This window comes from Streptomyces caeruleatus, assembly GCF_001514235.1.
GTDB classification, from domain to species: Bacteria; Actinomycetota; Actinomycetes; order Streptomycetales; family Streptomycetaceae; genus Streptomyces; species Streptomyces caeruleatus.
Map to the genome: position 1 here is coordinate 312,820 of NZ_KQ948925.1, position 25,961 is coordinate 338,780.

Annotated in this window: 26 protein-coding genes and 1 pseudogene; 8 read left to right on the forward strand and 19 right to left on the reverse strand. The window is 71.6% G+C overall.

Annotated features, from left to right (window positions below; all coding sequences use genetic code 11):
* Positions 1–2 precede the first annotated feature (2 nt).
* Positions 3–486, reverse strand: a pseudogene (locus AQJ67_RS06260) (VOC family protein).
* Positions 487–655: 169 nt separating this feature from the next.
* On the opposite strand from AQJ67_RS06260, the gene AQJ67_RS06265 reads away from it, so the two are divergent.
* Both AQJ67_RS06265 and AQJ67_RS06270 read left to right on the forward strand, forming a co-directional pair.
* Complete coding sequence (locus AQJ67_RS06265) at positions 656–1,294, forward strand: ATP-dependent Clp protease proteolytic subunit (RefSeq protein ID WP_062717038.1); 639 nt, start codon at positions 656–658, stop codon at positions 1,292–1,294.
* A 1-nt stretch (position 1,295) separates the two neighbouring features.
* Positions 1,296–1,898: a ClpP family protease gene (locus tag AQJ67_RS06270; RefSeq protein WP_062717039.1), complete on the forward strand. Its 603-nt coding sequence runs from the start codon at positions 1,296–1,298 to the stop codon at positions 1,896–1,898.
* Between the two features lie 15 nt (positions 1,899–1,913).
* On the opposite strand, the gene AQJ67_RS06275 is transcribed toward AQJ67_RS06270, so the two are convergent.
* The 3 genes from AQJ67_RS06275 to AQJ67_RS06285 form a co-directional block, all read right to left on the reverse strand.
* Positions 1,914–2,369 (reverse strand): helix-turn-helix domain-containing protein, encoded by a 456-nt coding sequence (locus tag AQJ67_RS06275; protein ID WP_062717040.1) that lies wholly within the window; start codon positions 2,367–2,369, stop codon positions 1,914–1,916.
* Between the two features lie 81 nt (positions 2,370–2,450).
* Complete coding sequence (locus AQJ67_RS06280) at positions 2,451–2,906, reverse strand: ATP-binding protein (RefSeq protein ID WP_062717041.1); 456 nt, start codon at positions 2,904–2,906, stop codon at positions 2,451–2,453.
* Positions 2,907–3,004: 98 nt separating this feature from the next.
* Positions 3,005–4,309 (reverse strand): DUF6777 domain-containing protein, encoded by a 1,305-nt coding sequence (locus tag AQJ67_RS06285; protein ID WP_063807289.1) that lies wholly within the window; start codon positions 4,307–4,309, stop codon positions 3,005–3,007.
* A gap of 216 nt (positions 4,310–4,525) precedes the next feature.
* On the opposite strand from AQJ67_RS06285, the gene AQJ67_RS06290 reads away from it, so the two are divergent.
* Positions 4,526–5,812 carry a streptophobe family protein gene (locus tag AQJ67_RS06290; RefSeq protein ID WP_062717492.1) on the forward strand — a complete coding sequence of 429 codons (1,287 nt, stop codon included), beginning with the start codon at positions 4,526–4,528 and terminating at the stop codon, positions 5,810–5,812.
* A 203-nt stretch (positions 5,813–6,015) separates the two neighbouring features.
* Here AQJ67_RS06290 and AQJ67_RS06295 read toward each other — a convergent pair whose 3' ends face one another.
* The 4 genes from AQJ67_RS06295 to AQJ67_RS06310 all read right to left on the reverse strand — a co-directional run bounded on the left by AQJ67_RS06295 (position 6,016) and on the right by AQJ67_RS06310 (position 10,379).
* Positions 6,016–7,014, reverse strand: a complete 999-nt coding sequence (locus AQJ67_RS06295) for a serine/threonine-protein kinase (RefSeq protein WP_062717042.1) — start codon at positions 7,012–7,014, stop codon at positions 6,016–6,018.
* Complete coding sequence (locus tag AQJ67_RS06300; RefSeq protein ID WP_062717043.1) at positions 7,004–7,552, reverse strand: hypothetical protein; 549 nt, start codon at positions 7,550–7,552, stop codon at positions 7,004–7,006. The genes AQJ67_RS06295 and AQJ67_RS06300 overlap by 11 nt, the downstream gene beginning before the upstream one ends.
* 9 nt (positions 7,553–7,561) lie before the next feature.
* Complete coding sequence (locus AQJ67_RS06305) at positions 7,562–9,907, reverse strand: ABC transporter ATP-binding protein/permease (protein WP_062717044.1); 2,346 nt, start codon at positions 9,905–9,907, stop codon at positions 7,562–7,564.
* Between the two features lie 61 nt (positions 9,908–9,968).
* Positions 9,969–10,379, reverse strand: a complete 411-nt coding sequence (locus tag AQJ67_RS06310) for a hypothetical protein (protein ID WP_062717045.1) — start codon at positions 10,377–10,379, stop codon at positions 9,969–9,971.
* A 332-nt stretch (positions 10,380–10,711) separates the two neighbouring features.
* On the opposite strand from AQJ67_RS06310, the gene AQJ67_RS06315 reads away from it, so the two are divergent.
* Positions 10,712–10,999, forward strand: coding sequence for a DUF1905 domain-containing protein (locus AQJ67_RS06315; protein ID WP_062717046.1), 288 nt, complete (start codon positions 10,712–10,714; stop codon positions 10,997–10,999).
* On the opposite strand, the gene mgrA is transcribed toward AQJ67_RS06315, so the two are convergent.
* Positions 10,989–11,984, reverse strand: a complete 996-nt coding sequence (gene mgrA / locus AQJ67_RS06320; protein ID WP_062717047.1) for an L-glyceraldehyde 3-phosphate reductase — start codon at positions 11,982–11,984, stop codon at positions 10,989–10,991. The genes AQJ67_RS06315 and mgrA overlap by 11 nt on opposite strands.
* A gap of 137 nt (positions 11,985–12,121) precedes the next feature.
* On the opposite strand from mgrA, the gene AQJ67_RS06325 reads away from it, so the two are divergent.
* Positions 12,122–13,012, forward strand: a complete 891-nt coding sequence (locus AQJ67_RS06325) for a LysR family transcriptional regulator (RefSeq protein ID WP_062717048.1) — start codon at positions 12,122–12,124, stop codon at positions 13,010–13,012.
* Between the two features lie 173 nt (positions 13,013–13,185).
* Positions 13,186–13,695 carry a mycothiol transferase gene (locus AQJ67_RS06330; protein ID WP_062717049.1) on the forward strand — a complete coding sequence of 170 codons (510 nt, stop codon included), beginning with the start codon at positions 13,186–13,188 and terminating at the stop codon, positions 13,693–13,695.
* Here AQJ67_RS06330 and AQJ67_RS06335 read toward each other — a convergent pair.
* Positions 13,683–14,747: an adenosine deaminase gene (locus AQJ67_RS06335; protein WP_062717050.1), complete on the reverse strand. Its 1,065-nt coding sequence runs from the start codon at positions 14,745–14,747 to the stop codon at positions 13,683–13,685. The two genes, AQJ67_RS06330 and AQJ67_RS06335, sit on opposite strands and share 13 nt — an antisense overlap.
* A 54-nt stretch (positions 14,748–14,801) precedes the next feature.
* Positions 14,802–15,188, reverse strand: a complete 387-nt coding sequence (locus tag AQJ67_RS06340; protein WP_062717051.1) for a VOC family protein — start codon at positions 15,186–15,188, stop codon at positions 14,802–14,804.
* Positions 15,189–15,366: 178 nt separating this feature from the next.
* On the opposite strand from AQJ67_RS06340, the gene AQJ67_RS06345 reads away from it, so the two are divergent.
* Positions 15,367–15,825 carry a pyridoxamine 5'-phosphate oxidase family protein gene (locus tag AQJ67_RS06345; RefSeq protein WP_062717052.1) on the forward strand — a complete coding sequence of 153 codons (459 nt, stop codon included), beginning with the start codon at positions 15,367–15,369 and terminating at the stop codon, positions 15,823–15,825.
* A gap of 125 nt (positions 15,826–15,950) precedes the next feature.
* A complete protein-coding gene (gene sph / locus AQJ67_RS06350) occupies positions 15,951–16,955 on the forward strand; it encodes a sphingomyelin phosphodiesterase (protein ID WP_062717053.1) in 1,005 nt (334 codons plus the stop codon).
* A gap of 28 nt (positions 16,956–16,983) precedes the next feature.
* On the opposite strand, the gene AQJ67_RS06355 is transcribed toward sph, so the two are convergent.
* The 8 genes from AQJ67_RS06355 to AQJ67_RS06390 form a co-directional block, all read right to left on the reverse strand.
* On the reverse strand, positions 16,984–17,889 hold the full coding sequence (locus AQJ67_RS06355) for an oxidoreductase (protein WP_062717054.1): 906 nt from the start codon (positions 17,887–17,889) through the stop codon (positions 16,984–16,986).
* Between the two features lie 39 nt (positions 17,890–17,928).
* Positions 17,929–18,639 (reverse strand): chitinase, encoded by a 711-nt coding sequence (locus AQJ67_RS06360; protein ID WP_062717055.1) that lies wholly within the window; start codon positions 18,637–18,639, stop codon positions 17,929–17,931.
* Between the two features lie 218 nt (positions 18,640–18,857).
* Positions 18,858–21,632, reverse strand: a complete 2,775-nt coding sequence (locus AQJ67_RS06365) for a fumarate reductase/succinate dehydrogenase flavoprotein subunit (RefSeq protein ID WP_062717056.1) — start codon at positions 21,630–21,632, stop codon at positions 18,858–18,860.
* Between the two features lie 231 nt (positions 21,633–21,863).
* On the reverse strand, positions 21,864–22,658 hold the full coding sequence (locus AQJ67_RS06370) for an ABC transporter ATP-binding protein (protein WP_062717057.1): 795 nt from the start codon (positions 22,656–22,658) through the stop codon (positions 21,864–21,866).
* The gene (locus AQJ67_RS06375) at positions 22,655–23,503 is read right to left on the reverse strand and encodes an ABC transporter permease (RefSeq protein ID WP_079055804.1); all 849 of its coding nucleotides are present in this window, start codon (positions 23,501–23,503) and stop codon (positions 22,655–22,657) included. Before AQJ67_RS06375 ends, AQJ67_RS06370 begins: the two co-directional genes overlap by 4 nt.
* Positions 23,500–24,861 carry an ABC transporter substrate-binding protein gene (locus tag AQJ67_RS06380; RefSeq protein ID WP_062717058.1) on the reverse strand — a complete coding sequence of 454 codons (1,362 nt, stop codon included), beginning with the start codon at positions 24,859–24,861 and terminating at the stop codon, positions 23,500–23,502. The genes AQJ67_RS06375 and AQJ67_RS06380 overlap by 4 nt, the downstream gene beginning before the upstream one ends.
* A 14-nt stretch (positions 24,862–24,875) precedes the next feature.
* Complete coding sequence (locus tag AQJ67_RS06385) at positions 24,876–25,103, reverse strand: 4Fe-4S dicluster domain-containing protein (protein WP_031480193.1); 228 nt, start codon at positions 25,101–25,103, stop codon at positions 24,876–24,878.
* Between the two features lie 87 nt (positions 25,104–25,190).
* Complete coding sequence (locus AQJ67_RS06390) at positions 25,191–25,961, reverse strand: GntR family transcriptional regulator (protein ID WP_062717059.1); 771 nt, start codon at positions 25,959–25,961, stop codon at positions 25,191–25,193.

A 25,961-nucleotide genomic window follows, 5' to 3' on the forward strand; every position in this document is an offset into this window, starting at 1 on the left:
GGTCACTCGCCCGCGTAGGCCTTGTCCAGGGCGGCGATGTCGAACTTGTGCATCGCCATGAACGCCTTGGTCACGCGGGCCGCCTTCTGCGGGTCCGGGTCGGTGACCATCGCGTCGAGCCGGTCCGGGACGACCTGCCAGGAGACGCCGAACCGGTCCTTGAGCCAGCCGCACGGGCCCGGCTCGCCGCCGTTCTCGGTGAGCTTGGCCCAGTAGTAGTCGATCTCCTCCTGGTTCTCGCAGAAGATCATGAAGGAGGTCGCCTCGGTGAACTTGAACTGGGGACCGCCGTTGAGCCCGAGGAACTTGTGGCCGTTGGCCGTGAACTCGACGGTCATCACGCTGCCGGCGGGCTGCATCGCGCCCTCGGGGGTAGCGCGCCACCTTGCCCACGCTGGAGTTCTTGAAGATCGAGACGTAGAAATGGGCGGCCTCCTCCGCCTGGCCGTCGAACCAGAGACACGTGGTGAAACCGTCGGATGCCATGAGTACCTCCTGGGCGAGCGGAACGCTGTCACCACTGTCGACCGGTCCTCGCCCCGGAACTCATCGCTCTGCCCGTGGCGAATCTGCCACGGGCAGAGAAACCGTCTTTCGGCGGCGTCCGCGGTCAAGAGTGGAGTCGACGGCATCCCCGCCACGACGAGGAGAACCGATGACACCCCTGACCACGCTCGCTCCACGGGCGGAGGAGGGCGACACCCCGCCCACCCGCTTCGACGACCAGCTCGCGTCCCAGCTGCTGGCCCAGCGCATCGTCCTGCTGGGCACCCAGGTCGACGAGGTCTCCGCGAACCGGGTCTGCGCCCAGCTGCTGATCCTGTCCGCGGAGGACCCGCGCACCGACATCGCCCTGTACATCAACAGCCCCGGCGGCTCGGTGCACGCGGGGCTCGCCATCTACGACACGATGCGGCTGATCCCGAACGACGTCTCCACGCTCGCCATGGGCTTCGCGGCGAGCATGGGCCAGTTCCTGCTGAGCGTCGGCGCCGAGGGCAAGCGGTACGCGCTGCCGAACGCGCGGATCATGATGCACCAGCCGTCGGCGGGTATCGGCGGCACCACCGCGGACATCGAGATCCAGGCGGACAACCTGGAGTTCACGAAGCGGACCATCGAGCGGATCACCGCCGAGCACACCGGCCAGAGTACGGAGACCATCTCCCGGGACGGGGACCGCGACCGCTGGTTCACGGCCGAGGAGGCCAGGGAGTACGGCATGGTGGACCGGGTGGTGGAGTCCCTCACGGACGTCCGCCCGGCTTCCTCCCGGCGACGGATGGGGCTGTGACATGGGGACCTACACGATTCCGAACGTCGTCGAGCGCACCCCGCAGGGCGAGCGGTCCTACGACGTGTTCAGCCGGCTGCTGTCGGAGCGGATCATCTTCCTCGGCACGGAGATCGACGACGGCGTCGCCAACGTCGTCATCGCGCAACTGCTCCATCTGGAGTCGGCGTCACCGGAGAGCGAGGTCGCGATCTACATCAACTCCCCCGGCGGCTCGTTCACTTCGCTCATGGCGATCTACGACACCATGACGTACGTGCAGGCGCCGATCTCCACGTTCTGCGTGGGCCAGGCGGCGTCCACCGCGGCCGTACTGCTGGCCGGAGGGGATCCGGGGCGGCGGTTCGTGCTGGAGCACGCGCGCGTGCTGCTCGGTCAGCCGGCCAGCGGCGGGCGCCAGGGCACGGTCTCCGATCTCGCCCTCCAGGCCAAGGAGATGGTCCGGATCCGCTCCCAGGTCGAGGAGGTGCTGGCCCGGCACACGCAGCACGACATCGCGACGCTGCGCGCGGACATGGACCGCGACAAGGTGTTCACCGCACAGGAGGCGGTGGCGTACGGGCTGGCCGACGAGGTGGTGAGCCGGCGCCTCGCGCGGGTCTGAGGCGCCGGCGCGGCCTCACGCCGCCAGGCACATCCCGTCGTAGGACGAAACGGTCCTGGCGCGGCCGGTGCGCCCGGCGCCCGGCATCTGGCGGCTGGTGAGCCGGACCAACTCGCCCTGCGCCAGCGACAGCAGGTCGCCGAGGCCGAGGCCGAGAGCGTGGGCGGCGGCCGCGAGGACCTCCGAGGAGGCCTCCTTGCGGCCGCGCTCGACCTCCGAGAGGTACGGCATCGAGATCCGGGCGGCGTCGGCCACGTCCTTGAGGGTGCGTTCCTGGGCGAGCCGTTCACGGCGCAGGACGTCGCCGACGAGGTCGCGCCAGAGGGGTTCCCTGGCCGCGGGGCCCGGCGGTGGGACGGCGGGCGGCGCGGGCGTGGCCACGGGGGTGATCGGCGCGTGGGCGGCCGGTGGGCGGGCGGCCGGTGGGCGCAACGGAATGACGCGGGCTTCGTTCGGCGCTTGATTGCTCACTCGCCCAGCCTATGAGCGGGGGACGCGAGGGGAAGGGATCCGCGTTCCGCCCTGGGGGAAATCGCGGTCCCGCCCGGCCCGTCACGCGTCGGTCAGCGCCAGCACCGCGCGCACCAGCTTGCCGACCGGCACGCGCTCGACGACGACGTCGGCGGCGAGGGCGTGGACTATCTCCAGGCCGTGCCTGCCGACGCGTTCGGGATCCTTGGGGTAACGGCGGGGCAGGGCGGAGCTGCTGTCGTACACGCAGACCGTCACCGCGTCGTCGGTGCCCTCCAGGTCCAGGATGTACGGGCCGTTGCTGTGCCGGTCGGCGTTGGTGACCAGCTCGCTGACCACGAGGAGGACCTTGTCCTCGGCGGGCTGTGCGATCGTGGCGCACCATTCGGTCCTGAGCCTGCCGAGGAAGCGCGCGGCGAAGGACCGTGCCTCGGCGATGCATCCCGGTTCGCCGCTGTAGTGCGCCGCCCGCCGTAGCGGTTCCACGGGCACGTCGAAACCAGTCGGAATCACTGCCCCGTCCACGTGCTCGATCATGCGTTTCTCTCTCGGAAGCCGGACTGGCCGGACACTGCTGCACCAGTCCTCGTACCCAGAGCGGAGCCGCGCAGTCACCGTGCAGGTGGCGCCGTACGTCACAGCGGCGGGGAGGACTCCGGCGTACCGCCGGACGTCGACTGTGACTCCGTGGTCATCTCCTCGTCCGGCGGCTCCTGGGACGACGTGGTGGTCTCGGGCGACTCGGGCTCCGTCGTCGGCTCTTCGGACGTGGGTTCGTCGGTCGTGGGCTCGTCCTTGGTCGTCTCGTCCTTCGTCGTCTCGTCCTTGGTCGTCTCGTCCTTCGTGGTCTCGTCCTTCGTGGTCTCGTCCTTCGGCGTCTTGTCCTTCGGCGTCTTGTCCTTCGGCGTCTTGTCCTTCGTCGGTTCGTCCTTCGTCGACGGCGTGGTCGGGGTGGTCGACGTGGAGGAGCTCGGCGAGGTGGGCTTCGACACGCTCACCGACGGGGACGGCTTCACGGGGCGCTTGGTCTTCTTGTCCTTGTGGGCGTCGTCGCCGCGGTGCCGGGCGACCCACTCGTCGTGGTCGTGGTCGTAGATGACGAACTCTTTGACGACCTTCGGCGCGGGGGTGACCACCACGACGTTCGAGGGGCGGTACGCGGGCCAGGAGTCGCCCTTCTGCTTGAGGGTGCCCTGCCGGGCGACCGGCTCGGTCAGCGGGTTGCCGCAGGCGCAGCGCACCCGGGGCACGCCGTGGTCGTCCACGAGGACCGCAGTGCCGGTCTGGAGGACGGCCTGGTAGCCGTCGGCGGCGCCGTCGCGGTAGCCGTGGTTGGTGACGCGGGTGTCCATGCGGAGCTGCACGGGGGTGAGCGAGCGGAGATAGGAGGGGACGTCGGAGGCCTCGACGCCGGCGACCGACGCGAACGCCCTGTTCTTCTCCGGGGCCTGCTGGAGGTACTTGATCTGCTTCTCCACGTCGCAGCTGGCGACGTTGCGGGTACCGCCGTAGAGGCCCGGCGCGCCGCCGTCGACGCCGATCACCGCGTTCGAGGGGGCCGACTCGGTGGCCGGGGACGGGGTGACGGGCGGGGCGGAGCTGTCCGTGGCCGTGGACTCGGTGAACGGATCGGGGCCGGTGCTCCCCGCGGCCTGGAGGAAGACCTCACCCTGGGCGCTGTCGCCGGTGCCGCCGGTGCCGCGGGAGAGGACGACGGCGAGGACCACCGCGGCCACGACCACGGTGGAGAGGATGGCGATGCGGGGTACGGACTTCCACCAGGGCTGGTGGGGTTCGGGGCTCGGCGCGCCCGCGCCGCTGCCGGACGGGGGCGGCGCGGGCGGGCCCGAGGGCGGCTGGGAGGGGCCCGACAGGGGTCCCGAGGGCGGTCCTGAGGGCGGTCCTGAGGGACGGCCGGACGGCGGAGGTTCGACGCTCACGAGGCCTTCTTCCCGACGCAGGATCCGTGCGGGATGCCCGGCGTGGAATTCCTGCGACGCCTATGCCTTCTGCCATTTTCGTCTTGCCGCTTTTGCTACTTCTGTCATCTTTTGGCAGCTCTCCCATTCTGTGCTCCGGTGGCCGTCCGTACGCAAGCCGACGCGGACGGACCTCTCGGCGGGCGAGCGGCCGGGGCGCTGCTTAGCGTGGTCAGGGTGAGCGTGCTGACCCCGTCCCGTCCGGCCGTGGCCGCCCATGGCTGGGTGCGGGCCTTCGTCACGGTGCTGGCCGGGCTGGTCGCGATGGGCGTGGTCGCCGCGCTGGGGCTGTGGGCGGCGGGGGCGGCCGACCTCCCCGACAACGCCTTCCCGCGGGTCGTCGCGGCGACCGTGGTCACGGCGGTGGGCGGCACGATCGAGCTGTCGGGGGACGCCGGGGTGCTGGCCGATCCCGACGCCGGGCTGACCGTGATCCCGCTGTCCGTCACGCTCACCGGCGCGCTCGTCCTGGCCGCCGGGTTCCTGCGGCCGCTGCGGCACCGGGCGGTCGCGGGCGCCGGGGAGCTGGCCGGGTGGGCCGCCCGGATCGCCGTGCTGTGGCTGGCCGCGCTGCTGGGGCTGTCCTTCACCGCTCGCCAGAGCTTCTCCCTCTCCCTCGACGAGCTCGGGCAGGACGTGCTCGCCGACATCGGCGACCTGTTCGGCATCTCCCCGGAGGTCGGTTTCACCACGGACGTCGTGTCGAGCGTCCTGTTCGGACTGCTGTGGCTGGCGGGCGTGCTGGTCCTGGCCCTGCTGGTCTCGCGCGGGGCTCCGCTGCCGGGCCGGCTGCTGCGCTTCCAGGAGTCGGTGCGGCCGGCCGCGTACGCCATGGTGGCGCTGCTGCTGGCGTATGTCGTGCTCGGTGTGGTCATCGGCGTGATCGTCGCGGCGACCCGGGGGCATCCGGCCGAGACGTTCGCGGCGATGCTGCTCGGCCTGCCGAACCTGGTGTGGCTCGCCCTGACGATCGGGCTCGGCGCCACGTGGGACGGCAGGGTGGACGGGCCCTTCGGGCTGCCCATGCCGCATGCGCTCGACGAGGTGCTGCGCGGCGGCGAGGTCTCCGAGCTGAACCTGAGCACCCTCTCGGAGCACGACGGCCGGGTGTGGTGGCTGATCGCCGTCGACGCGGTCCTGCTGCTGGCCGCGGCCTTCGTCATGGCGCGGCGCTCACCGGCCCGGATCCGCCCCTGGCAGCACGCCGTGCACATGGCCGTGGCGCTGGCCCTCACGGTCCTGACGATCTGCCTCCTCGCCCGCACCTCCGCCCACTACGGCCTCTCGATCCTCGGCATCGGCGAACTGGGCGGCGACCTGGCCGGCGAACTCCTCCTGAGACCCCACATCTGGCCCGCCATCGGCCTGGCCCTGCTCTGGGGGCTGGTCACGGGGTTCCTCGGCGCGCTGCTGGCCCGGCCCCTACGGCATCGGGGCGAGGTCGCGGAGCGCGGGGAAGGCTGAGCGGCGCGGCGTTCACCGAAGGGCGAGGGGCCGCCGCGCGGCAGACCGGGCCGAGAGACGGCTGCGCCCAGCGCGTCGGGACTTCCGCACGTCCTTCGCTGACTCCTCCGGGGCTCCTGCGGCCCCGTGGCCCGTGGCCCGTGGCCGCGCAGTCGGCCGGCGCCCCCACAGCCGGGCCGGCCGCCCGGACGAGCGACCGAGGTTCACTGCCGGAATACCGGTTCCGCCCAGCGTGGCGGTGGCTTCGGCGGGTTCTTCGCGGGGGCTTCGGGGGCCGGTACGACCTTGTGGTCCACCGCCGTCGCCGGGCGGCCGCCCGCGGGGCCTCCGGTGACCGCGGCGCGCAGGTCGGTGACGAAGGCGAGGCAGGAGTCGTGGCGGTCGTCGGGGCTCTTGGCCAGGGCGTCGGCGAAGACGGCGTCCACGGGCGGGGCGAGGTCGGGGCGGGCCTCGGTCAGGGGCGGGGGGTCGTCGTACTGGTGGGCCCAGAGCAGGGCCATGTCCTCGTCCCGGCGGAACGGCGGGTGGCCCGTCAGGCACTCGTAGACCACGCAGGCGAAACCGTAGACGTCGCAGCGGGCGTCGACCGGCTTGCCCGAGATCTGCTCGGGGGCCACGTAGTCGAGGGTGCCGACGAACTGGCCGACGGTGGTGAAGCCGGTCAGGGACAGGGACTTCTTCGTCAGGCCGAAGTCGGTGAGGTAGGCGTGCTCGGGGTGGTCGCTGTCGGTGCCGCGGGCGACGAGGATGTTGCCGGGTTTCACGTCCCGGTGGACCAGGCCGTTCTCGTGCGCCGCGTCGAGCGCGGAGGCGATCTGCGCGGCGATCCGCAGGGCCGTCGCGGGCGTCAGCGGACCCTGGCTGTCGAGCAGATGACGCAGGTCGCTGCCGGAGACGTAGCGCATGGCGATGTAGAGGACGCCGTCCGTCTCGCCGGCCTCGAAGACGGGCACGATGTGCGGATGGTCGATCGCTGCGGCCGCCCGGGACTCGTGGGTGAAGCGGCGGCGGAAGGTGTCGTTGCGGGCGAGTTCGGGCGCGAGGAGCTTCAGCGCGACCGTGCGTTCCAGGCGCAGGTCCTTCGCGCGGTAGACCACGGCCATGCCGCCCCGGCCGATCTCGCGCTCGATGCGGTAGCCCGCGACCTGGCGGCCGATCAGCTCGGAGGGCCGGCCGGAGAAGAGGCTGGTGTCACGGGCCATCGGGTGTCACGACCCTGGTCGGGGCATGGCCGGGGTCGTCGGCGGCCGCGCGGGGGCCGTCGTCCGTGGCGTAGGTGGTCAGCCGGGCGCCGTCCACGTACTCCCACCGCCCCTCCTCGGCGTCGTACAGCCACATGGACTCCCCGTCGACGACCGCCCCGATCCGCAGCCCCGAGGTACGGGCGCGGAACGACTCGCCGTCCAGGCCGCCGGACACCAGGTCCTCCACCACGGACCGGTAGTCGGCCAGCACCCGCTCGACGCGGGTGAGCAGCGGGCGCGGATCGGCCGTCCGGGTGACCGGGCCTCCGTCGGCGGTGGGCGGGTCGCGGGGGACGGCGACCAGGAAGCGGCCGTCGACCCAGGCCGACCAGCCGTTGGCGCACAGGACGTGCCCCCAGTCGCCGCGCCGTTCGACGAGCTGGACCGGCAGGAACGCGTCGAGGGGCACGGTGGGCCGGGCGGGGTCGGGCTCCTCCCAGGCGGGCATGCCGCGCTGCGGGACGACGTGGGTGGGCCGGAAGCCGGGGGATGTCATCGTCCGCGCCTACTTCCGCATCACGACGGGTTCACGCCGGCGCAGCAGCCGGGAGACGAGGTAGCCGAAGAGGAGCGAGAGCACGACGAGCATGCCGACGTTGAGCAGCCACACCCCGGCCGAGTGCTCGAACAGCGGATCGCCGGTGAGGTCACCGGGCACGATCCGGGCCAGGTCGACGGTGCCGGCCATCGCGGCGAACGCCCACCGCGAGGGCACCAGCCAGGCCAGTTGCTCCAGCACGGGGACGCCGTCGAGCTTCAGCTGAGCGCCGCAGAAGACCACCTGGACGATGGCGAGCAGCACCAGCAGCGGCATGGTCACCTCCTCCTTGGACACCAGCGCGGAGACGACCAGGCCGAGCATCATCGCGGTGAAGGCAAGCAGCGCGACGACGATGGTGATCTCGACAAGGGGCGGCATCAGCACGCCTTCGCCACCGGGGGCGCCAAGGTCGACGCCGAGCAGCGCGACCAGGGTCAGCACGACCGCCTGCAGCACGGTGATCGTCCCCAGGACCACCACCTTGGACAGCACGTACGCCCATCTGGACAGGCCGACGGCCCGCTCGCGCTGGTAGATGACGCGTTCCTTGACGAGTTCGCGCACGGCGTTCGCCGCGCCCGTGAGGACGGCGCCGACGCACAGGACGAGCAGCGCGGCGGACGCCTTGTCCGCGGTCAGCCTGCCGCCCGCCAGGAGTCGGGTCATCACCCCCATCACGAAGGGCAGGGCGATCATGACGACGAGGAAGGTGCGGTCGGCGCTGAGCACCGAGGCGTAGCGCCGGATGAGGGTGCCGAGCTGGGCGCGCCTGCTGCGCGGCCGGGGCGGCCGGGTGATGAGGACCGGGCCGGTGCGCGGCTGCCGGGGCTGTGCGGTGGCGTCGGCGATGTACTGCCGGTGGTAGATCGAGGCGCGGTAGTCGCCCGCCCAGTCCCGTTCCTGGTCGCGTTCGAAGGCCTCGAAGGCCTCCGGCCAGTGCTCGAAGCCGAAGAAGAGCAGGGCCTCCTCGGGCGGGCCGTAGTAGGCGATCCGTCCGCCCGGCGCGAGGACGAGGAGGCGGTCGCAGATGTCGAGGCTGAGCACGCTGTGGGTGACGACGATGACGGTGCGGCCGTCGTCGGCCAGGCCGCGCAGCATGTGCATCACCGAGCGGTCCATGCCGGGGTCGAGGCCGGAGGTCGGTTCGTCGAGGAACAGCAGCGACGGCTTGGTCAGCAGCTCCAGGGCGACGCTGACGCGTTTGCGCTGGCCGCCCGACAGACTGTGCACGGGCTGGTCGGCGCGCTGCTCCAGGCCCAGCTCGTGGATGACCTCGTCGACCCGGGCCCGGCGCTCGGCCTTGGCGGTGTCCTGGGGGAAGCGCAGCTCGGCGGCGTAGGACAGGGCGCCGCGGACGGTGAGCTGGGCGTGCAGGATGTCGTCCTGCGGGACCAGGCCGATGCGCTGACGGAGCTCGGCGTAGTCGTGGTAGAGGTCGCGGCCGTCGTAGAGGACGGTGCCGTGGTCGGCGGGGCGCAGGCCGGTGAGGGCGTTGAGCAGGGTGGACTTGCCGGCGCCGCTCGGGCCTACGACGGCGAGCAGGCACTTCTCCCCGACCGGGAAGGAGACGTTGTCGAGGAGGAGCTTGCGGCCGTGGTCGACGGCGACCGCGAGGTCCTGCACCTCCAGGGAGACCTCCCCGGTGTCGACGTACTCCTGGAGTTCCTCCCCGACCAGGCAGAACGCGGAGTGGCCGATGCCGACGATGTCACCGACACCGACCGGGGCGCTGGTGACGGAACTGCCGTTGAGGTAGGTGCCGTTGTGGCTGCCCAGGTCGACGATCTCGTACGTGTCGTCGGGCAGTGCGCGCAGTTCGGCGTGGTGGCGGGAGACGATCAGGTCGTCGATGACCAGGTCGTTGTCGGTGGCGCGGCCGATGCGGACGGCGCGGGCGGGTAGCGGCCGGACGTTCGTGGGCCGGCGGAAGGTGCCCGTCAGGCTCGGCATGGAGACGGCCGAGGGTCGGTCCGCCGAGCCGACCGGCGGGGTGCGGTCGAGCAGGACCGCGCGGGGGCCATCGGACGGGTTGCCGAAGCGGATGACGGTGCCGGGGCCGACGTCCCACTCGCGGATGCGGTGGCCCTCGGTGTAGGTGCCGTTGGTGCTGTTCTCGTCGGCGAGGGTCCAGTGGTCGGCGTCGGGGCGCAGCACCGCGTGGTGCCACGAGACGCGGGCGTCGTCGATGAAGATGTCGCTGAGGGGGTCGCGTCCGACGTGGTAGTCGCGGCCCGGGGTCATCACGGTGGATCCCGACTCGGTCTCCAGGACGAGTACAGGCGCGGTCGGTGCGGCCGGTCGCTCCGCCATGCCATGATTCTATCGATCTGTTCGGATATGCGCCTGCTTGAGCGGGTTCCGCCCATCAGGGCTAGCCGACGGGGACGAACAGGGCCGGGATGGTCCGCTGCATCCGCAGGGCGTCCACCGACTCGGCGAGCAGTTCGTACTCGGTGGTCTCGTCGCTCACGGCGATCCGCACCAGCCGTCCGGCCGCCAACTCATCGGCCACCAGCTCCTGTTGACCCAGGTCACCGCACCAGGTCCGGAGCACGGCCGGCACGTCGGGCACATTGTCGGCGACCGGGACGAGGGCACTCGGCGGGAAGTGCTCGGCGTCCGGTCGCGGGTCTAATCGCTCGGCGATCCAGGAGGCCCGGTCCCGTAGCCACCACAGCGCGAGGGCCAGGGTGGGCGCCCGGTACGTTCCCAGGGGTACTCCGATGCGCCGGCCGCCGCAGACGCCGTATGCGGTGACATGGCACAGGAACTCGTCGTGCACGTGACCTCCCCCGTGTTGCCGTGTTCGCCTGTCGGCGGACCTCGCTTTCCCTGCGGCTCGTGAGCGGTGCGTAAGGGCGCCGTCGCCCCATGTGAGGCACCCTCGTAGTGAGTATGTTCACTACTGAAACACTGTCACCACGACTTTCCGGCCAGTCTCCTGGCATATTCACAGCCCGTGTTGGCTGAAATACGGCGGGTACACGTCAACAGGGGTCGTGACCGGGCATTACCTCGGGAGGACCGATGAGTTCCGTACGTCGCGGCGGTCTGACCGTTGAAGGCCTGGACCAGTGAAGGCCGCCGAGGGGACCGCCGCGAACGGAGCGCACCATGACCACGAACACGCGAGTGGACGCGGAATTCACCGCCGTCCTGCTCAAGAGCCCCAGCGAGGGCGGCTGGACCTATGTCGTCTGGCCGGAGTCCGCCGACTTCTTCGGTACCCGCGGACTGGTCAAGGTCCGTGGGACGGTCGACGGACATCCGTTCCGGAGTTCGTTCATGGCCCTCGGGGACGGCACCCACAAGCTTCCCGTGAAGGCCGAGGTGCGCGAGGCCATCGGGAAGCAGGAGGGCGACTCGGTGACCGTGCGCCTGACGGAGCGGATCAGCCCTTGAGGATCTCGTCGATCCGGGCCAGCTCCTCCGCGTCGAAGTCCAGGTTGCGGATGGCGGCGACGCTGTCCTCGATCTGCTGCGCGCTGCTGACGCCGACGAGCGCCGAGGTCACCCGGCCGCCGCGCAGGACCCAGGCCAGGGCCAGCTGGGCCAGCGTCTGGCCGCGGGACCCCGCGATCTCGTTCAGGGCACGCAGCTTGCCCAGCAGCTCCTCGGTGATCGCGTCGGCGTTCAGGAACGGGCTGCCGCTCGCGGCCCGCGAGTCCTTCGGGATGCCGTCGAGGTAGCGGGAGGTCAGCTGGCCCTGCGCCAGCGGGGAGAAGACGATCGAGCCGACCTGCAGCTCGTCCAGGGCGTCGAGGAGCCCCTCGTCCTCGGGGCGGCGGTTCAGCATCGAGTAGGCGGGCTGGTGGATGAGCAGCGGGGTGCCCAGCTCGCCCAGGATGCAGGCGGCCTCGCGGGTCTGCTCGGCCGAGTAGTTGGAGATGCCGACGTACAGCGCCTTGCCCTGCTGCACCGCCGAGTGCAGGGCGCCCATCGTCTCCTCCAGCGGAGTGTCCGGGTCGGGGCGGTGCGAGTAGAAGATGTCGACGTACTCCAGGCCCATCCGCTTCAGGCTCTGGTCGAGGGAGGACAGCAGGTACTTGCGGGAGCCCCACTCGCCGTACGGGCCGGGCCACATCAGATAGCCGGCCTTGGTCGAGATGATCAGCTCGTCGCGGTACGGCGCGAAGTCCGCCTTCAGCGCCTCGCCGAACGCCGACTCGGCGGCGCCGGGCGGCGGGCCGTAGTTGTTGGCCAGGTCGAAGTGGGTGACGCCGAGGTCGAAGGCGCGGCGCAGGATGGCCCGCTGGTGCTCGACCGAGCGGTCCGCCGGGCCGAAGTTGTGCCACAGGCCGAGGGACAGCGCGGGGAGCTTGAGGCCGCTGCGTCCGGTGCGCCGGTAGGGCATGTCCGCGTAGCGGTCGGTGTGTGCGGTGTACAACGCGACTCCAGAGGGGTTGGCACAGGGAGGCCGGCTTCGATGAGCCGGTGTTCCAGTCGCCCTCCACTCTGTCGTGACCTGCTGGCAGTGGTCCAACAGGTAAATCAGATGGGATTCAGCGGCTACGCTGCTCAATCATGGAACTGCGCCATCTCCAGCATTTCGTGGCGGTCGCCGAGGACCAGCACTTCACCCGGGCGGCCGAACGGCTCATGGTGTCCCAGTCGGGTCTGTCGGCCTCGATCCGGGCCCTGGAACGGGAGTTGCAGACCCCGCTGTTCGTGCGCACGACCCGCAGGGTGACCCTCACCCCGGCCGGGCGGGCGCTGCTGTGCGAGGCGGAACGGATCCTCGCGCAGGTGCGGGCCGCCCACGAGGCGGTGGCCGCGGTGCAGGGCGTGCTGCGCGGGATGCTGGCGCTCGGGTCCGAGCAGTGCATCGCCGGGGTGCATGTGGCCGGGCTGCTCGCGGCCTTCCGTCGGCAGCATCCGGACGTGGAGATCTGCCTGCGCCAGGCGGGCTCGGGCGCGCTCGCGGAGGAGGTCGCGGCCGGGCGCCTCGATCTGGCCTTCGCCGTGCGGGCCGCGCAGGAGGACACCGACCAGCTGCGGGTCGTACCGCTCACCGGCGAGCCGATGACCGTCCTGTGCCACCCCAGCCACCGGCTCGCGGAGGCCGGCGCCGCCGTCACCCCGGAGGAGCTGGGCGGGGAGGTCTTCGTCGACTTCCACCCGGACTGGGGGCCGCGCCGCACCACCGACGCCGTGTTCGCGGCGGCGGGCGTACGGCGGACCGTCGCCCTGGAGGTCAACGACGTGCACAGCCTCCTGGACCTGGTCGACGAGGACCTCGGCATCGCGGTCGTACCGCGCCACTTCCGGCACAAGCGCGGCTCACTGACCGCGCTGCCGGTGAAGGACACCGGCGAGACCGTCTACGAGACGGTCGCCCTGCTGCCGCCCCCGCAGGCCACGAGCCCGGCGGCGCGGGCGCTGATGGCGCTGCTGGAGACGGAGGGCAGCGCGTGACGGACGGCTCATGGGGCGCGCGGCGGACGACCACCGCCGACGCCCAGCGGGGCGGTCGGTCAGGTCCGCGCCGCCCATCAACACATCCGCGGTACGACGGCCGAGGGCGCGCGGGAACACATGCCGGACGGCCCAGGGGCGCGTGACGGACGGCTTTGCGCGATGGTGGAGCCATGCATGCGAAGGACATCCTCATCGACGGGTACAACCGCATCAAGGAAGAAGTCCACGCCGCGGTCGAGGGCCTGGACCCGGACGAACTCGTCGCCCGCCCCTCCCCCGACGCCAACTCCGTCGCCTGGCTGATCTGGCATCTCACCCGCGTCCAGGACGACCACATCGCCGACGCCTTCGATCTCGACCAGGTGTGGCTCACCCAGGACTTCCAGAAGACCTTCGGCCTCGACCTGCCCCGCCACGACACCGGCTACGGCCACACCGCGGCGAAGGTCGCCAAGGTGCGGGTCGACTCCGGCGACCTGCTGACCGGCTACTACGACGCCGTGCACGCCCAGACCCTGGGAGCGCTGCGCGAGGTGGCCGCCAAGGATCTGGAGCGGGTCGTGGACGACCGCTGGGATCCACCGGTCACCCTGGGCGTACGGCTGGTCAGCGTCCTGTCCGACGATCTTCAGCACGTCGGACAGGCCGCCTACGTGCGCGGGCTGCTTCAGAGCGCGTAGCCGGGGAGGACGACGTCCTCGATGAGGGCCTTGCGCTCGTCGAACGGGATGAACGCGCTCTTCAGGGCGTTCACGGTGACGGTGCGCAGGTCCTCGACGGTCCAGCCGGCCTCCTCGACCAGCAGGGACATCTCGCGCGTCATCGTCGTCCCCGACACCAGGCGGTTGTCGGTGTTGAGGGTGACACGGAAGCCGAGGTCCTTCAGCGCGGTGATCGGGTGCTCGGCGATGGAGGTGGCGGCGCCGGTCTGGAGGTTGGAGGTCGGGCACATCTCCAGTGCGACACGGCGGTCCCGCACCCAGCCCGCGAGGCGGCCGAGCTTGCCGTCCACGATGTCGTCGGTGATGCGCACGCCGTGGCCGATGCGCTGGGCGCCGCAGATCTGGAGGGCCTGGTGGATGCTGGACAGGCCGTCGGCCTCACCGGCGTGGATGGTGAACGGCACGCTCTCGCGGCGCAGGTGCTCGAAGGCGGCCAGGTGGTCGGCGGCGGGGAAGCCGGCCTCGGCACCGGCTATGTCGAAGCCGACGACACCGGCGTCCCGGAAGGCCACGGCGAGGTCGGCGGCCTCACGCACCCGGTCGAACATCCGCATCCCGCACAGCAGGGTGCCGACGCGCACCGGGGTACCGGCGGCCGCGGCCTTCGCCATACCGGCCGCGAGCCCCTCCTGGACCGTCTCGACGACCTCGGCGAGGCTCAGCCCGCCGTTGGTGTTCAGCTCGGGGGCGTACCGCACCTCGCCGTACACGACACCGTCGGCCGCCAGGTCGAGGACGTACTCCTCGGCGGTGCGCAGCAGGCCCTCGCGGGTCTGCATCACGGCGAGGGTGTGCTCGAAGGTGGCGATGTAGCGGACCAGGTCACCGGAGTTCGCGGCCTCGAAGTACCAGGCGGCGAGCTCGTCCGGGTCGGTGGTGGGCAGGGTGTGGCCGACCTCGGCCGCGAGCTCGACCACGGTGGCGGGGCGCAGGCCGCCGTCGAGGTGGTCGTGCAGGACGGCCTTGGGGAGGCGGCGGATCACATCGGCGTCTACGCGCGTAGCAGTCATGGCGGGGTCTTTCTTTGAGCCTTGAGCGGGGTGGTTCCGGGAGCGGGGGGAGGGTCAGTCGGCGGGCTGGAGCAGGTCCCAGCGATTGCCGTACAGGTCCTGGAAGACGGCGACCGAGCCGTACGCCTCGTGCCGGGGCTCCTCCAGGAAGGTCACGCCGGCGGCGAGCATCCGGGCATGGTCGCGGGCGAAGTCGTCGGTGTGCAGGAAGAACCCGACGCGCCCGCCGGTCTGGTCGCCGACCCGGGCGCGCTGCTCGTCACCCTTGGCCCGGGCCAGCAGCAGCGCGGTGCCCTGCTCGTCGGCCGCGACGACGACCCAGCGGGAACCGTCCGGACGCGGGGTGTCCTCGACGAGCCGGAAGCCGAGGGCTTCGGTGTAGAAGCGGATCGCCTCGTCGTAGTCGTCGACGACGAGGGTGACCAGGGCGATGCGTCTCATCGGGGCCTTCCGGGAGGTGCGATTGACGGGTGAGGTTATACGTAAAACGTCGTGGGCGCCAGTCGCGTGCGCGAGGGACCCTCGACCGCACCGGGGACGGGACCTAGGCCTCAAGCCCGAACCCGGGCGGGCCCTGGGCCCGATCCGTACCGCGGACTCCCCCGGTACGGTCCGGCCCATGAAGATCACCAAGCCGCCCCGTGCCCCCGAGCAGCGCAAGCGCGATCTCCTGGTCCGCCTGGAGGAGGAGATGGACGTCTGGGTGGCCACGGCCGACGCCGACGGGGTGCCGTGTCTGGTGCCGCTCTGGTTCGTGTGGCACGGCGAGTCCCTGTGGCTCGCGACCCGGCCGACCACCCCGACCGGCCGCAATCTGCGCGACGGCCGACGGGCCCGGCTGGCGCTCGGGGACACGCTGGACGTCGTCCTCGTCGACGGAGACGCGGAGATGTACGCCGCCGACGAGGTTCCGGCCGCGGCGGCCGGGGCGTTTCTCGCGAAGACGGGCTGGGATCCCCGGGCGGACGAGGCGCCGTACGTCTACTTCCGGGTGCGTCCGCGCGTGGTGCAGGCGCGCAACGGCGAGCACGAGATGCGCGGCCGGTATCTCCTGCGGGACGGGGCGTGGGTGGTCTGAGCCGGGAGTACAGCCGGGCGTACCGCCGGCCGACATTCTTTCCACGCACGGGAGTTACCTGGGAGTAATCGCCGGTGGTTTGATGTGCGGCGCCACTCAACCCCCCTCACCCTCAGGGAGATCCAGTGACGCTCTTCGCACCGCGCCGCACCCCGGGCGCAGCCGTGCTCGCCCTCGCGCTCGCCACCAGCGGGCTCGCGGGTGCGGCGCCCGCTGCCTCAGCGGCCTCGACCGCCTCGACCGCCGAGCAGGTAACGCCGCTGCGGGTGCTGTCGTACAACGTGTTTCTGTTCAGCAGGTCGCTGTACCCGAACTGGGGCCAGGCCCACCGGGCCGCTGAGATCGCGAAGGCGTCGTTCTTCCGCGGGAACGACGTCGTGGTGGTGCAGGAGGCGTTCGACAACGCGTCGTCGGACGCGCTGAAGGCCTCGGTGGCGGGCGAGTACCTCTACCAGACGCCGGTGGTGGGGCGGAGCAGGAGCGGCTGGGACGCCACCGGCGGCGCGTACTCGGCGACGACGCCCGAGGACGGCGGGGTCGCGGTCCTCAGCAAGTGGCCGGTGCTGCGCAAGGAGCAGTGGGTCTACAAGGACGCGTGCGGGGCGGACTGGTGGTCCAACAAGGGCTTCGCGTACGTGGTGTTGGACGTGAACGGCACGAAGGTGCACGTCGTCGGCACGCACGCGCAGTCCACCGACCCGGGCTGTGACGCCGGTGAGGCGGCCGCGATGCGCAGCCGGCAGTTCAAGGCGATCGACGCGTTCCTGGACGCCAAGAACATCCCGGCGGGCGAACAGGTCCTGGTCGCCGGTGACATGAACGTCGACTCGCGTACGTCCGAGTACGCCTCGATGCTCGCCGACGGCGGGCTGGTGGGCGCCGACGCGCGCGCCGGGCACGCGTACTCGTTCGACACCCAGGACAACTCCGTCGCCCGTGACCGCTACCCGGACGACCCGCGCGAGGACCTGGACTACGTCCTGCACCGCGCGGGTCACGTGCGTCCGGCGGTCTGGAAGAACGAGGTCGTCAAGGAGCAGAGCGCGCCCTGGACGGTGTCGAGCTGGGGGACGGACTACACGTACACGAACCTCTCCGACCACTATCCGGTGACCGGATACACGGGCTGAGCGAGACCGGCGAGGTGATCGGTTTGGCTCAACCGGCTTGCTGCCGCACCGAGTTGAGCCGAGCCAGCTCGTCGGCGGTCAGGCGGAGGGCGCCCGCGGCCACGTTCTCGGCCAGGTGGCCGGGGTTGCCGGTGCCGGGGATGGCGAGGACGTTCGGGCCCTGGTGCAGGGTCCAGGCGATGCGCACCTGGGCGGGGCTCGCGCCGTGCGCCCGGGCGACGGCGAGAACCTCGTCGTCGTGGGCGGTGGTCGCGCCCCGCTCCCCCGTGTCACCGGCCACGGCGTAGAACGGCACGAAGGCGATGCCCTGTTCGCCGCACCGGCGCAGGAGTTCGTCGGCCTGGGGATCGGGCCGGTCGAGCGCGTACCGGTTCTGCACGCTCACCACGGGCGCGATGGCCTGCGCCTCGGCGAGGTGCCGTGGCTCCACGCTGGAGACGCCGAGGTGGCGGACGAGGCCCGCTTCACGCAGCTCGGCCAGCGCGCCGAAGTGCTCGGCGATGGAGTCCTGCCCCATGCGGCGCAGGTACACGAGGTCCAGGTGGTCGCGGCCGAGCTGGCGCAGGTTCTCCTCGACGTGGCCACGGAGTTGGTCAGGGCGGGCCGAGGTGCCCCAGTCGCCGTCGTACTCGCGGTGGGGGCCGACCTTGGTGGCGATGACCAGGTCGTCGCCGTACGGCGCCAGCGCGGTGTTGATGAGTTCGTTGGCGGAACGCAGGGCGGAGAAGTAGAAGGCGGCCGTGTCGATGTGGTCGACGCCCAGGTCGACCGCCTCGCGCAGGACGGCGATCGAACGGTCCCGGTCGCTCGGCGTCCCGTGGTGGAAGGCGGCGCTGCCCGTGAGCCGCATCGCGCCGAAGCCGACGCGGCTCACGGACAGGTCGCCGAGAGTGAAGGTGCCCGAGGCCTTCGCGGTGATCGTTTCGGAGGTCATCGGCGGAGTCTCGCACACCTCCCGGACACCCGGGTGGCGTCAGCAGTAGAGGTTGCCGCCCGGGGAGACGCCGAGGACCTGTGTGAAGCGCTGGTAGGCGCTGACGCGGCTCTGCACCTGGGCCGGGTTCTTTCCGTCGCATTCCAGGGAGCCGTTGATGGAGCGGATCGTCTGGCCGAAGCCGGCCTGGTTGACCATGGCGTTGTGGGGGGTCATGGTGCCGGGGCCGCTCTGGGTGTTCCAGTACCACAGGCCGGTCTTCCAGGCGACGGCCGACTCGTTCTGCACCCGCCAGGGGTTGCCCAGCAGGTCGATGCCGAGGGCGTCACCGGCCGCCTTGTAGTTGAAGTTCCAGCTGAGCTGGATGGGGCCGCGTCCGTAGTAGGCGTCCTGGCCGGCGGGGCAGCCGTAGGGCTGGCTGCGGTCGCAGTAGTGGGGGTAGTTGGCGGTGTTCTGCTCGACGACGTGGACCAGGCCGCCGGTCTCGTGGTTGACGTTGGCGAGGAAGGCGGCCGCCTCCTGCTTCTTCACCGTGTCGCTGCCGGTGTTGGCGAAGCCGGGGTAGGCGCTGAGGGCGGCGGTGAGGCCGCTGTACGTGTAGAAGGGATTCCGGTTCGGGAACATCTGGTTGAACTGCGACTCGCTGACGACGAACCCGGCGGCGGACGCGGTGGGGGCCGGCTGGAGGAGCAGGGCGGCGCTGCCCAGGGCGAGGGAGGACAGCAGAGCGGCTATGCGGCGCCTCGACACAGGATCAACTCCTTTGCGGAGCACGGCCGCACCCGGCCAAGGGCAGGGCGAAGCAGAGCCTTGTGCGCACGCGCCGACGGGGTCGGCCACGGCGTGGGGGCGGCCGTGGTGGGGGGTATGGAGACACACTCAACCGCTTTGGTCTGTACCAGTCAATGGTGCAGACCAACCAAACTCCAAGTTGACTTCGGTGTGTTGGGAGCGGAGGGGGCTTCGGTTCACCGCGCCGCCCGGCCCGCGTACGCGCGGACATCGGCGTCGGCGTCGTCGACCGCGCTCGCCAGCGCCGTGCGGGCGTCGTCGTGCTCGGCATGGCGCAACAGACCGAGTACGGCGGCCTTGCGCACATCGGCGTTGGTGTCCTTCAGCAACTCGGCGAGAGCGGGGACGCCGGGGTCAGGCGCGGCGCCGCCGAGGGCGGTCGCGGCCCCCGTGCGGACCTGCCAGGCCGGGTCGGTGAGTGCCGCCGTGACGGTGGCGAGGAGTTGGCCGGGGACGCCGAGGACACCCAGGGCCTCCAGGCCGGCGGCGCGTACCAGGACGTCGACATCCAGGATCAGGCCGGTCAGGGCGACCGCCGCGCCCTCGCCCTGTGCCAGGGACCGCTCCAGGTCGATGTGCGGGGCCAGGGCCGCGAACCCGCGCGCCACGGCCACCCGTACCTCACGCGCGGTGTCCGCGGCCGCGGCCGACAGGGCGGCGACCGCGTCCACCGAGACCAGGGCGCGTACGGCGGCCAGGCGCACGTCGACGTCCGGGGCGGCCAGATGTCCGGCGAACAGGGCGGCGTCGCCGAGGCGCAGGGCACGCAGCAGGTCCAGGGCGGTGCTGCGAGCCGTCGGATCCGCGACCGTCAGGGCGGCCACCAGCGTGTCCCGCAACTCCGGTTCCGCCGGGAGGACTTCGGCCAGCTCACGCAGCGAGGAGGCGGCGGCGGCCCGTACGTGTCCGTCGCCGTCGGCCAGGGCGGTGGCGAGGGCCGGGCCCGCTCCGGGCGGGGCCGTCTCGGTCAGCACCCTGACGGCTTCCAGGCGTACGACGGCGTCCGGGTCCTTCAAGTAGGGCTCCAGCGCCCGGAGTTCGGGCTCCTCCTCGGTGAGAGCGACGAGTTCGAGGAGCCGTTCCCGGCTGGATTCCGAGGCACCGTACGTCGCGCCGACGGTCGGGGCGGCGCCGCCCTGCTCCGCTCCGGCCGCCGCCGGCGGTGCCTCCCGGCGCCCCGCCGTGGCCGTCGGCAGCGGATCCACCTCGCCGAGGTGGCGCGAGGGGCCGCCGACGGGGGTGAACTCCGTCACGGGCACCAGGTAGGGGGCGACGGGACGTGCCGTGAACTCCATGGCGCCGGTCGGACTCTTGCGCAGGTCCAGGTGGTGCAGCCAGTCCGAGTCGTCCCGCTGGGGGTGGTCCAGACGCTCGTGGTAGAGGCCCCAGCGGGACTCGGTGCGGGCGAGGGAGGAACGGGCCGCCATCTCCGCGCAGTCACGGATGAACGAGACCTCGGCGCAGCGCATCAGCTCGTGCGGCGTCCGCGCCCCCATCTCGGCGATCTCGTCCCGCATCCGCTCGAAGTGCTCCAGCGCCAGGGACAGCCGGGCGCCGCTCTTGGGCGGGGCGACATAGTCGTTGACGAAGCGGCGCAGCTTGTACTCCACCTGCGGCTGCGCGGGGCCGTCGGGGTTGCGCAGCGGGCGGTAGATCAACTCGTGGGCCTCGGCGAGCTGTTCGCGCGGCAGCTCGCCCTGGTACGCCGTGTACTGGGCGGCGTCCTCGCCCGCCAGGTCGCCGTAGACGAACGCCCCGATCATGTAGTTGTGCGGGACGCAGGCCAGGTCGCCGGCCGCGTACAGCCGGGGCACGGTGGTGCGGGCGTGGTCGTCGACCCGTACCCCCGAGGCGGAGTGACCGCCGCACAGGCCGATCTCGGAGATGTGCATCTCCACGTCGTGGGTGCGGTAGTCGTGGCCGCGTCCGGAGTGGAAGGTGCCGCGGGTGGGACGCTCGGTGGAGTGCAGGATGGACTCCAGGGCCGAGATCGACTCCTCGGGCAGATGGCTGAGCTTGAGGTAGACCGGGCCCCGGTCGGAGGCGACCTCGGCGGCGAACTCCGCCATCATCTGCCCGGACCAGTAGTCGGAGTCGACGAAGCGCTGCCCGTGCCGGTTGACCTGGTAGCCGCCGAACGGGTTGGCGACGTACGCGCAGGCCGGGCCGTTGTAGTCCTTGATGAGCGGGTTGATCTGGAAGCACTCGATGCCGGTGAGCTCGGCGCCCGCGTGGTACGCCATCGCGTAGCCGTCGCCCGCGTTGGTCGGGTTCTCGTACGTGCCGTACAGATAGCCGCTCGCTGGCAGCCCCAGCCGTCCGCAGGCACCCGTCGCGAGGATCACGGCCCCCGCGCGCACGGTCACGAATTCCCCGGTACGCGTGTTGAAGGCGGCGGCGCCGACCGCCTGGCCGTCGGCGGTCAGCACCCGCACCGGCATCAGCCGGTTCTCGATCCGGATCCGCTCGCGGTTCTCCCGCCTGCGCAACTGCCGGTAGAGGACCTTCTTGACGTCCTTGCCCTCCGGCATCGGCAGCACGTACGAGCCCGAACGGTGCACCTGGCGCACCGCGTACTCACCGTGCTCGTCCTTCTCGAACTTCACGCCGTACGACTCCAGGCGCCGCACCATCTCGAAGCCCCGGGTGGCGGTCTGACGGACCGTCGACTGGTCGACGATGCCGTCGTTGGCGCGGGTGATCTCGGCGACGTAGTCGTCCGGTTCGGCCCGGCCGGGGATGACGGCGTTGTTGACGCCGTCCATGCCCATGGCGAGTGCTCCGGAGTGCCGTACGTGTGCCTTCTCCAGCAGCAGCACCGACGCGCCGCGTCCGGCGGCGGTCAGCGCGGCCATGGTGCCCGCGGTACCGCCCCCGATCACGAGGACGTCGCAGGTCAGCTCCTCGGCAGAGTCGAGGGCGGGGATCTGAGTCAGGGTCGCGGGAGTCATGGTGGGTGGCCTTTCGGAGCTTGCGGGGGGGCGCGGGGCTGGGGCGTGGCGAAGAGGTGCGGGCCGAGTGTGGCTGGTCGCGCAGTTCCCCGCGCCCCTGGGTTGGCGGCCGCGAGGCCAACTCAGGGGCGCGGGGAACTGCGCGAACGGCCCCCACCGCCCCGCAGTCGCCGACAGATCCGAGCGCCCGAGCTCATGAGCGGTGACCAATCAGACGGGACTGACATGTCGTCAGAGCACCTTGGTACCGAGAGAATCCAGAACCTGACGGCGCAGGGCCGTCGTCGCGGGGTCGTCGTGGGCGGCGCGGTCGCGGGGCCGTGGCACCTGCCGGATCCCGGTGAGCCCGCCGTCGGCAAGCAGCGCGACCCGGTCGCCGAGGAACAGGGCCTCGTCCACGTCGTGGGTGACGAAGAGGACGGTGGCGCCCGTGCCCCGCAACACTTCCACGAGCAACTGCTGCATGCCGGCCCGGGTCTGGGCGTCCAGGGCGCCGAACGGTTCGTCCATGAGGACGGCGCGCGGCTGTCCGGCGAGGGCGCGGGCGAGCTGGACCCGTTGCCGTTGTCCTCCGGAGAGCCGGTGCGGCAACTGGCGCTCCAGGCCGGCCAGGCCGACCCGGTCCAGCCACTCCTTTGCCCGGGCCCTGCGTTCGGCGCGGCCCAGTCCTCTGATGGCCAGCGGCAGTTCGACGTTCGCGCGTGCCGTGCGCCAGGGCAGCAGCGCGTCCTCCTGGAAGACGAGGGCACGGTCCGCGCCGGGGCCCGTGACGGGCCGTCCGTCCTGGGTGACCTGCCCGGCGAGCGCGGGCAGCAGACCGGCCAGCGTCCGCAGCAGGGTGGACTTGCCGCACCCGGACGGGCCGACGACGGTGAGGATCTCGCCGGGGGCCGCTTCCAGGTCCACCCCGTGCAGCACGGCGGCACCCGGCCGTCCGAGTTCCGCGTCGGTGAGCCCGATCCGGGCGCCGGCGGCGGGGGCGTCGGCCCGGGAGCCGGTCGAAGCGACACGTGTGTGCGTGCTCATGATGTGGCACTCCCCTCGCGCCGCAGCAGCCAGTGCGTCAGCCGGCGTCCGAGAACCTCCACCAGGGTGGAGGTCAGCCAGCCCAGCAGGCCGATGCTGACGATGCCGGTGAAGACACCCGGGTAGTCGATGACGGTGTAGTCCTGCCAGGTGCGGTAGCCGATGCCGTACTCGCCGGAGATCATCTCCGCGGAGATCACACAGATCCACGAGACGCCGATCCCGACCGACAGCCCGCCGAAGATCCCCGGCAGGGCGCCCGGCAGCACCACGGAGGCGAGCACCCGCCACCGTCCGCCGCCCATGGTGAGCACCGCTTCCTCCCACACCGGGGCCAGTGCGCGCACCGCGTGCCGGGTGGCGACCAGCACCGGGAAGAACGCGGCGGTGAAGGTGATGAACACGATGCCCTGCTCGTTGCTGGGGAAGAGCAGGATCGCCACGGGGACGAGTGCGATGGCGGGGACGGGCCGCAGCACCTCCAGGACCGGGCCGATCAGGTCCGCGGTCCAGCGGGAGCGGCCCACGGCGACGCCCGCGGCGACGCCGAGCACCGCCGCGAGCAGGAAGCCGGTCACGATCCTGCGCAGACTGTCGCTCACGTCCTGCCAGTACGCGCCGTCGCCGAGCCGCTGCCCGAACTCCCGGGCCACGTCGGTGACGGACGGGAACTGGTCGAAACGCAGCCACAGTTGGACGTCGAGCGTGGTCAGCAGCTGCCACAGCGCGAGCGCGGCCAGCAGTGACAGGAGGCGTACCACCGGCCGGAACCCGGCGGTGCGCCGGCCCGCGGCGGGTGGCGGCCCCGCGGACGCCTTCTTCGGCGGGGCGGTCACCGCGGTCATGACGCCTGCTCCAGCGCGGTGGCGTAGGAGACGGTGCGGGCGCCGGGGTGCGCCTGGGTGTACGCGCGGGCGCCGGAGGGCGTGACGAAGGGCCGCAGTTCCTTGCCGTCCTGGACCCAGACGGCCCGGTCCGCGTACCAGCGGGTGCCGTTGCCGGCGTCCGGCACATAGGCGGCGCGTACGTCGCCCTTGTGTCCGGCGACGAACTTCAGCAGGGCGGTGGGCGAGTCGAAGGGACGGGTGCGCTCCTCGCCCTTGAGCCACACCTCGGCGCGCGAGGGCTCGGGGGTGGCGGCGAGCCGCTCGGCGTACTCCTTGCCGTACACCCTCTTGATGGGGCCGTCGTCGACGAAGGAGTCGACGTCCACGTCGCCGACGAGCTTCGCGGAGCGCAGCACCGGTACGTCCTTCTTCAGCGCGGCGACGAGCTGCGGCTTGAGAGCCGGGTCGAAGGTGGCGATGCCGCCGCTGCCGTTGTAGAGGTAGACGGCCTCCGGGGGCAGGTCGGTGGCCTCGGCGACCTTCTCGGCGGCCTGCACGGGGTGGTCGTTCAGATAGCGCGTCGCCTCGATCTGCGCGGTGAGGAAGGCGTCGAGGACCTTCGGCCGCTGCTCGGCGAAGTCCTCGCGGACCGTCACCCCGTGGAAGGTGGGCAGGTTGAGTTCCGCCCCGTCGTACAGGGCCTTCGCCTTGCCCTGGAAGGCGAGCAGTCCGGGCCAGGCCACGAACTGCGACAGGGCGTCGACGCTGCCCGCCTGGAGCGCCGAAGCGCCCACCGCCGGCTGCTGGTTGAGTTTGCGGATGTCCTTCTCCGGGTCGAGCCCGGCCTGCTGCAACGCCCGTACGAGGGTTCCGTCGGCGGCCGAACCGACGCTGGTGGAGACGTTCTTGCCCTTCAGGTCCCGCAGCGAGGCCAGCTTCGACTGCGGGGCGGTCACCACGGTGTTGAGGGCGCCGCGCAGGTTGTAGCCGGTGACCGACACGAGCCGGGTGGGGCGGTTCAGCTGCTTGCCGCGGGCGGCGTTGATGAGCAGCGGGAAGTCGCCCATCGACCCGATGTCGATCTTCCCCGCGGTCATCTGCGCGGTGATGGGCGCGCCCGTGGCGTAGTCCTGCCACTCGACCTTGTAGGAGATGCCGTCCCGTTTGCCCTGCGCGGCGAGTTCGCGCTCGAAGTAGCCGAGGGAGCGCAGCAGGGTGCCCGCGGTGACGGTGTTGATGGTCTTGGACTGGTAGCCGACGGTCACGGTGACGTGGGTGGCGTCGCCGGCCGACGCGTCGCCGCCGCAGCCGGTGACGAGGGTGCCGAGGAGGGCGGCCGCGAGCAGGGCTGCGGTCGTCGTGCCTTTGCGTTTCATCGGGAGTGGGCCTTTCACCGCAGCAGGTAGGGCATGTTGACCGTGACGGCCCCGGTGGGGCAGCGGGCGGCGCACGGGCCGCAGTACCAGCACTCGTCGACGTGCATGTACGCCTTGCCGCTGTCGGGGTTGATCGCCAGGGAGTCCAGCGGACACATGTCGACACAGAGCGTGCAGCCGTCGATGCACTTCGACTCGTCGACGGTCACGGGCACGTCGGCCCGCTGGGGCACCAAGGGCATGGCTGTCTCCAGGGAGGTACTGCACGGGGTGAAAGGAACGGCGCGCGGATCGCGGGCGTTGTCAGGGGGAGCGGCGCGGCGATGCGCTCATACGGAACGGCGCAGCAGCCCGCTCATCGCGATCCGGTCCCCGCGGAACCGGATGAACTCCAGGTCCACGGGCCTGCCGTCGCACAGGTGGGTGAGGCGCTCCAGCATCAGCACGGCGGTGCCGCGCGGCGCCTGGAGCACGGTGGCGGAGTGCGCGTCGGCGTTGACGGCCTCCAGGGTGATCTCGGCGTGTCCGAGCGGCTGCCCGGTGATCTGCTCCAGCAGCCGGAAGACGTCGGTGTTCTCCAGGTCGGCGCCGATCAGCTCGCTGCCGATGTCCATCGGTAGATAGGTGAGGTCGAGGGAGAGCGGCAGCCCGTTCAGCTTGCGGAGCCGCTCGACGTAGAGGACGTCGGTGCCGGTGGGCAGCCGCAGTCGCTCGGCCACGGGTGCGGGCGCGGCGACCGGCCCCATGGTGCGTACCTCGTTGGTGACCCGGCCGTGTTCCCGCAGGGTTTCCGCGAGTCCCATCAGCCGGTCGAGTCCGTGCGAGTACTTCTCGGCGACGACGACGGTGCCGACGCCGGGCAGCCGCTGGACGAGCTGCTCGGCGCGCAGCAGGTCGAGTGCGTGCCGGACGGTGTTGCGTGACACCTGGTACTCGGCCGCGAGGACGTCCTCGTGGGGCAGGGCGCCCCCGGGAAACCCTCTGGTCAGGACGAGGTGCCGCAGCAGGTCCGCGAGCTGCCGCGCCCGGTCGGCACGCAGGCGCCGGCGGCGGGCTGCGGCGAGCGGGGCGGTGTGCTCGCGGGTTCGTTCGGCTGGCAT

Coding starts and splice junctions, on each gene's coding strand:
- AQJ67_RS06265 (WP_062717038.1), top strand. CDS start 656: ATGACACCCCTGACCACGCTCGCTCCACGGGCGGAGGAGGGCGACACC.
- AQJ67_RS06270 (WP_062717039.1), top strand. CDS start 1,296: ATGGGGACCTACACGATTCCGAACGTCGTCGAGCGCACCCCGCAGGGC.
- AQJ67_RS06280 (WP_062717041.1), bottom strand. CDS start 2,906: ATGATCGAGCACGTGGACGGGGCAGTGATTCCGACTGGTTTCGACGTG.
- AQJ67_RS06295 (WP_062717042.1), bottom strand. CDS start 7,014: ATGGCCCGTGACACCAGCCTCTTCTCCGGCCGGCCCTCCGAGCTGATC.
- AQJ67_RS06300 (WP_062717043.1), bottom strand. CDS start 7,552: ATGACATCCCCCGGCTTCCGGCCCACCCACGTCGTCCCGCAGCGCGGC.
- AQJ67_RS06305 (WP_062717044.1), bottom strand. CDS start 9,907: ATGGCGGAGCGACCGGCCGCACCGACCGCGCCTGTACTCGTCCTGGAG.
- AQJ67_RS06315 (WP_062717046.1), top strand. CDS start 10,712: ATGACCACGAACACGCGAGTGGACGCGGAATTCACCGCCGTCCTGCTC.
- AQJ67_RS06325 (WP_062717048.1), top strand. CDS start 12,122: ATGGAACTGCGCCATCTCCAGCATTTCGTGGCGGTCGCCGAGGACCAG.
- AQJ67_RS06330 (WP_062717049.1), top strand. CDS start 13,186: ATGCATGCGAAGGACATCCTCATCGACGGGTACAACCGCATCAAGGAA.
- AQJ67_RS06335 (WP_062717050.1), bottom strand. CDS start 14,747: ATGACTGCTACGCGCGTAGACGCCGATGTGATCCGCCGCCTCCCCAAG.
- AQJ67_RS06340 (WP_062717051.1), bottom strand. CDS start 15,188: ATGAGACGCATCGCCCTGGTCACCCTCGTCGTCGACGACTACGACGAG.
- AQJ67_RS06345 (WP_062717052.1), top strand. CDS start 15,367: ATGAAGATCACCAAGCCGCCCCGTGCCCCCGAGCAGCGCAAGCGCGAT.
- AQJ67_RS06355 (WP_062717054.1), bottom strand. CDS start 17,889: ATGACCTCCGAAACGATCACCGCGAAGGCCTCGGGCACCTTCACTCTC.
- AQJ67_RS06365 (WP_062717056.1), bottom strand. CDS start 21,632: ATGACTCCCGCGACCCTGACTCAGATCCCCGCCCTCGACTCTGCCGAG.
- AQJ67_RS06370 (WP_062717057.1), bottom strand. CDS start 22,658: ATGAGCACGCACACACGTGTCGCTTCGACCGGCTCCCGGGCCGACGCC.
- AQJ67_RS06375 (WP_079055804.1), bottom strand. CDS start 23,503: ATGACCGCGGTGACCGCCCCGCCGAAGAAGGCGTCCGCGGGGCCGCCA.
- AQJ67_RS06380 (WP_062717058.1), bottom strand. CDS start 24,861: ATGAAACGCAAAGGCACGACGACCGCAGCCCTGCTCGCGGCCGCCCTC.
- AQJ67_RS06385 (WP_031480193.1), bottom strand. CDS start 25,103: ATGCCCTTGGTGCCCCAGCGGGCCGACGTGCCCGTGACCGTCGACGAG.
- AQJ67_RS06390 (WP_062717059.1), bottom strand. CDS start 25,961: ATGCCAGCCGAACGAACCCGCGAGCACACCGCCCCGCTCGCCGCAGCC.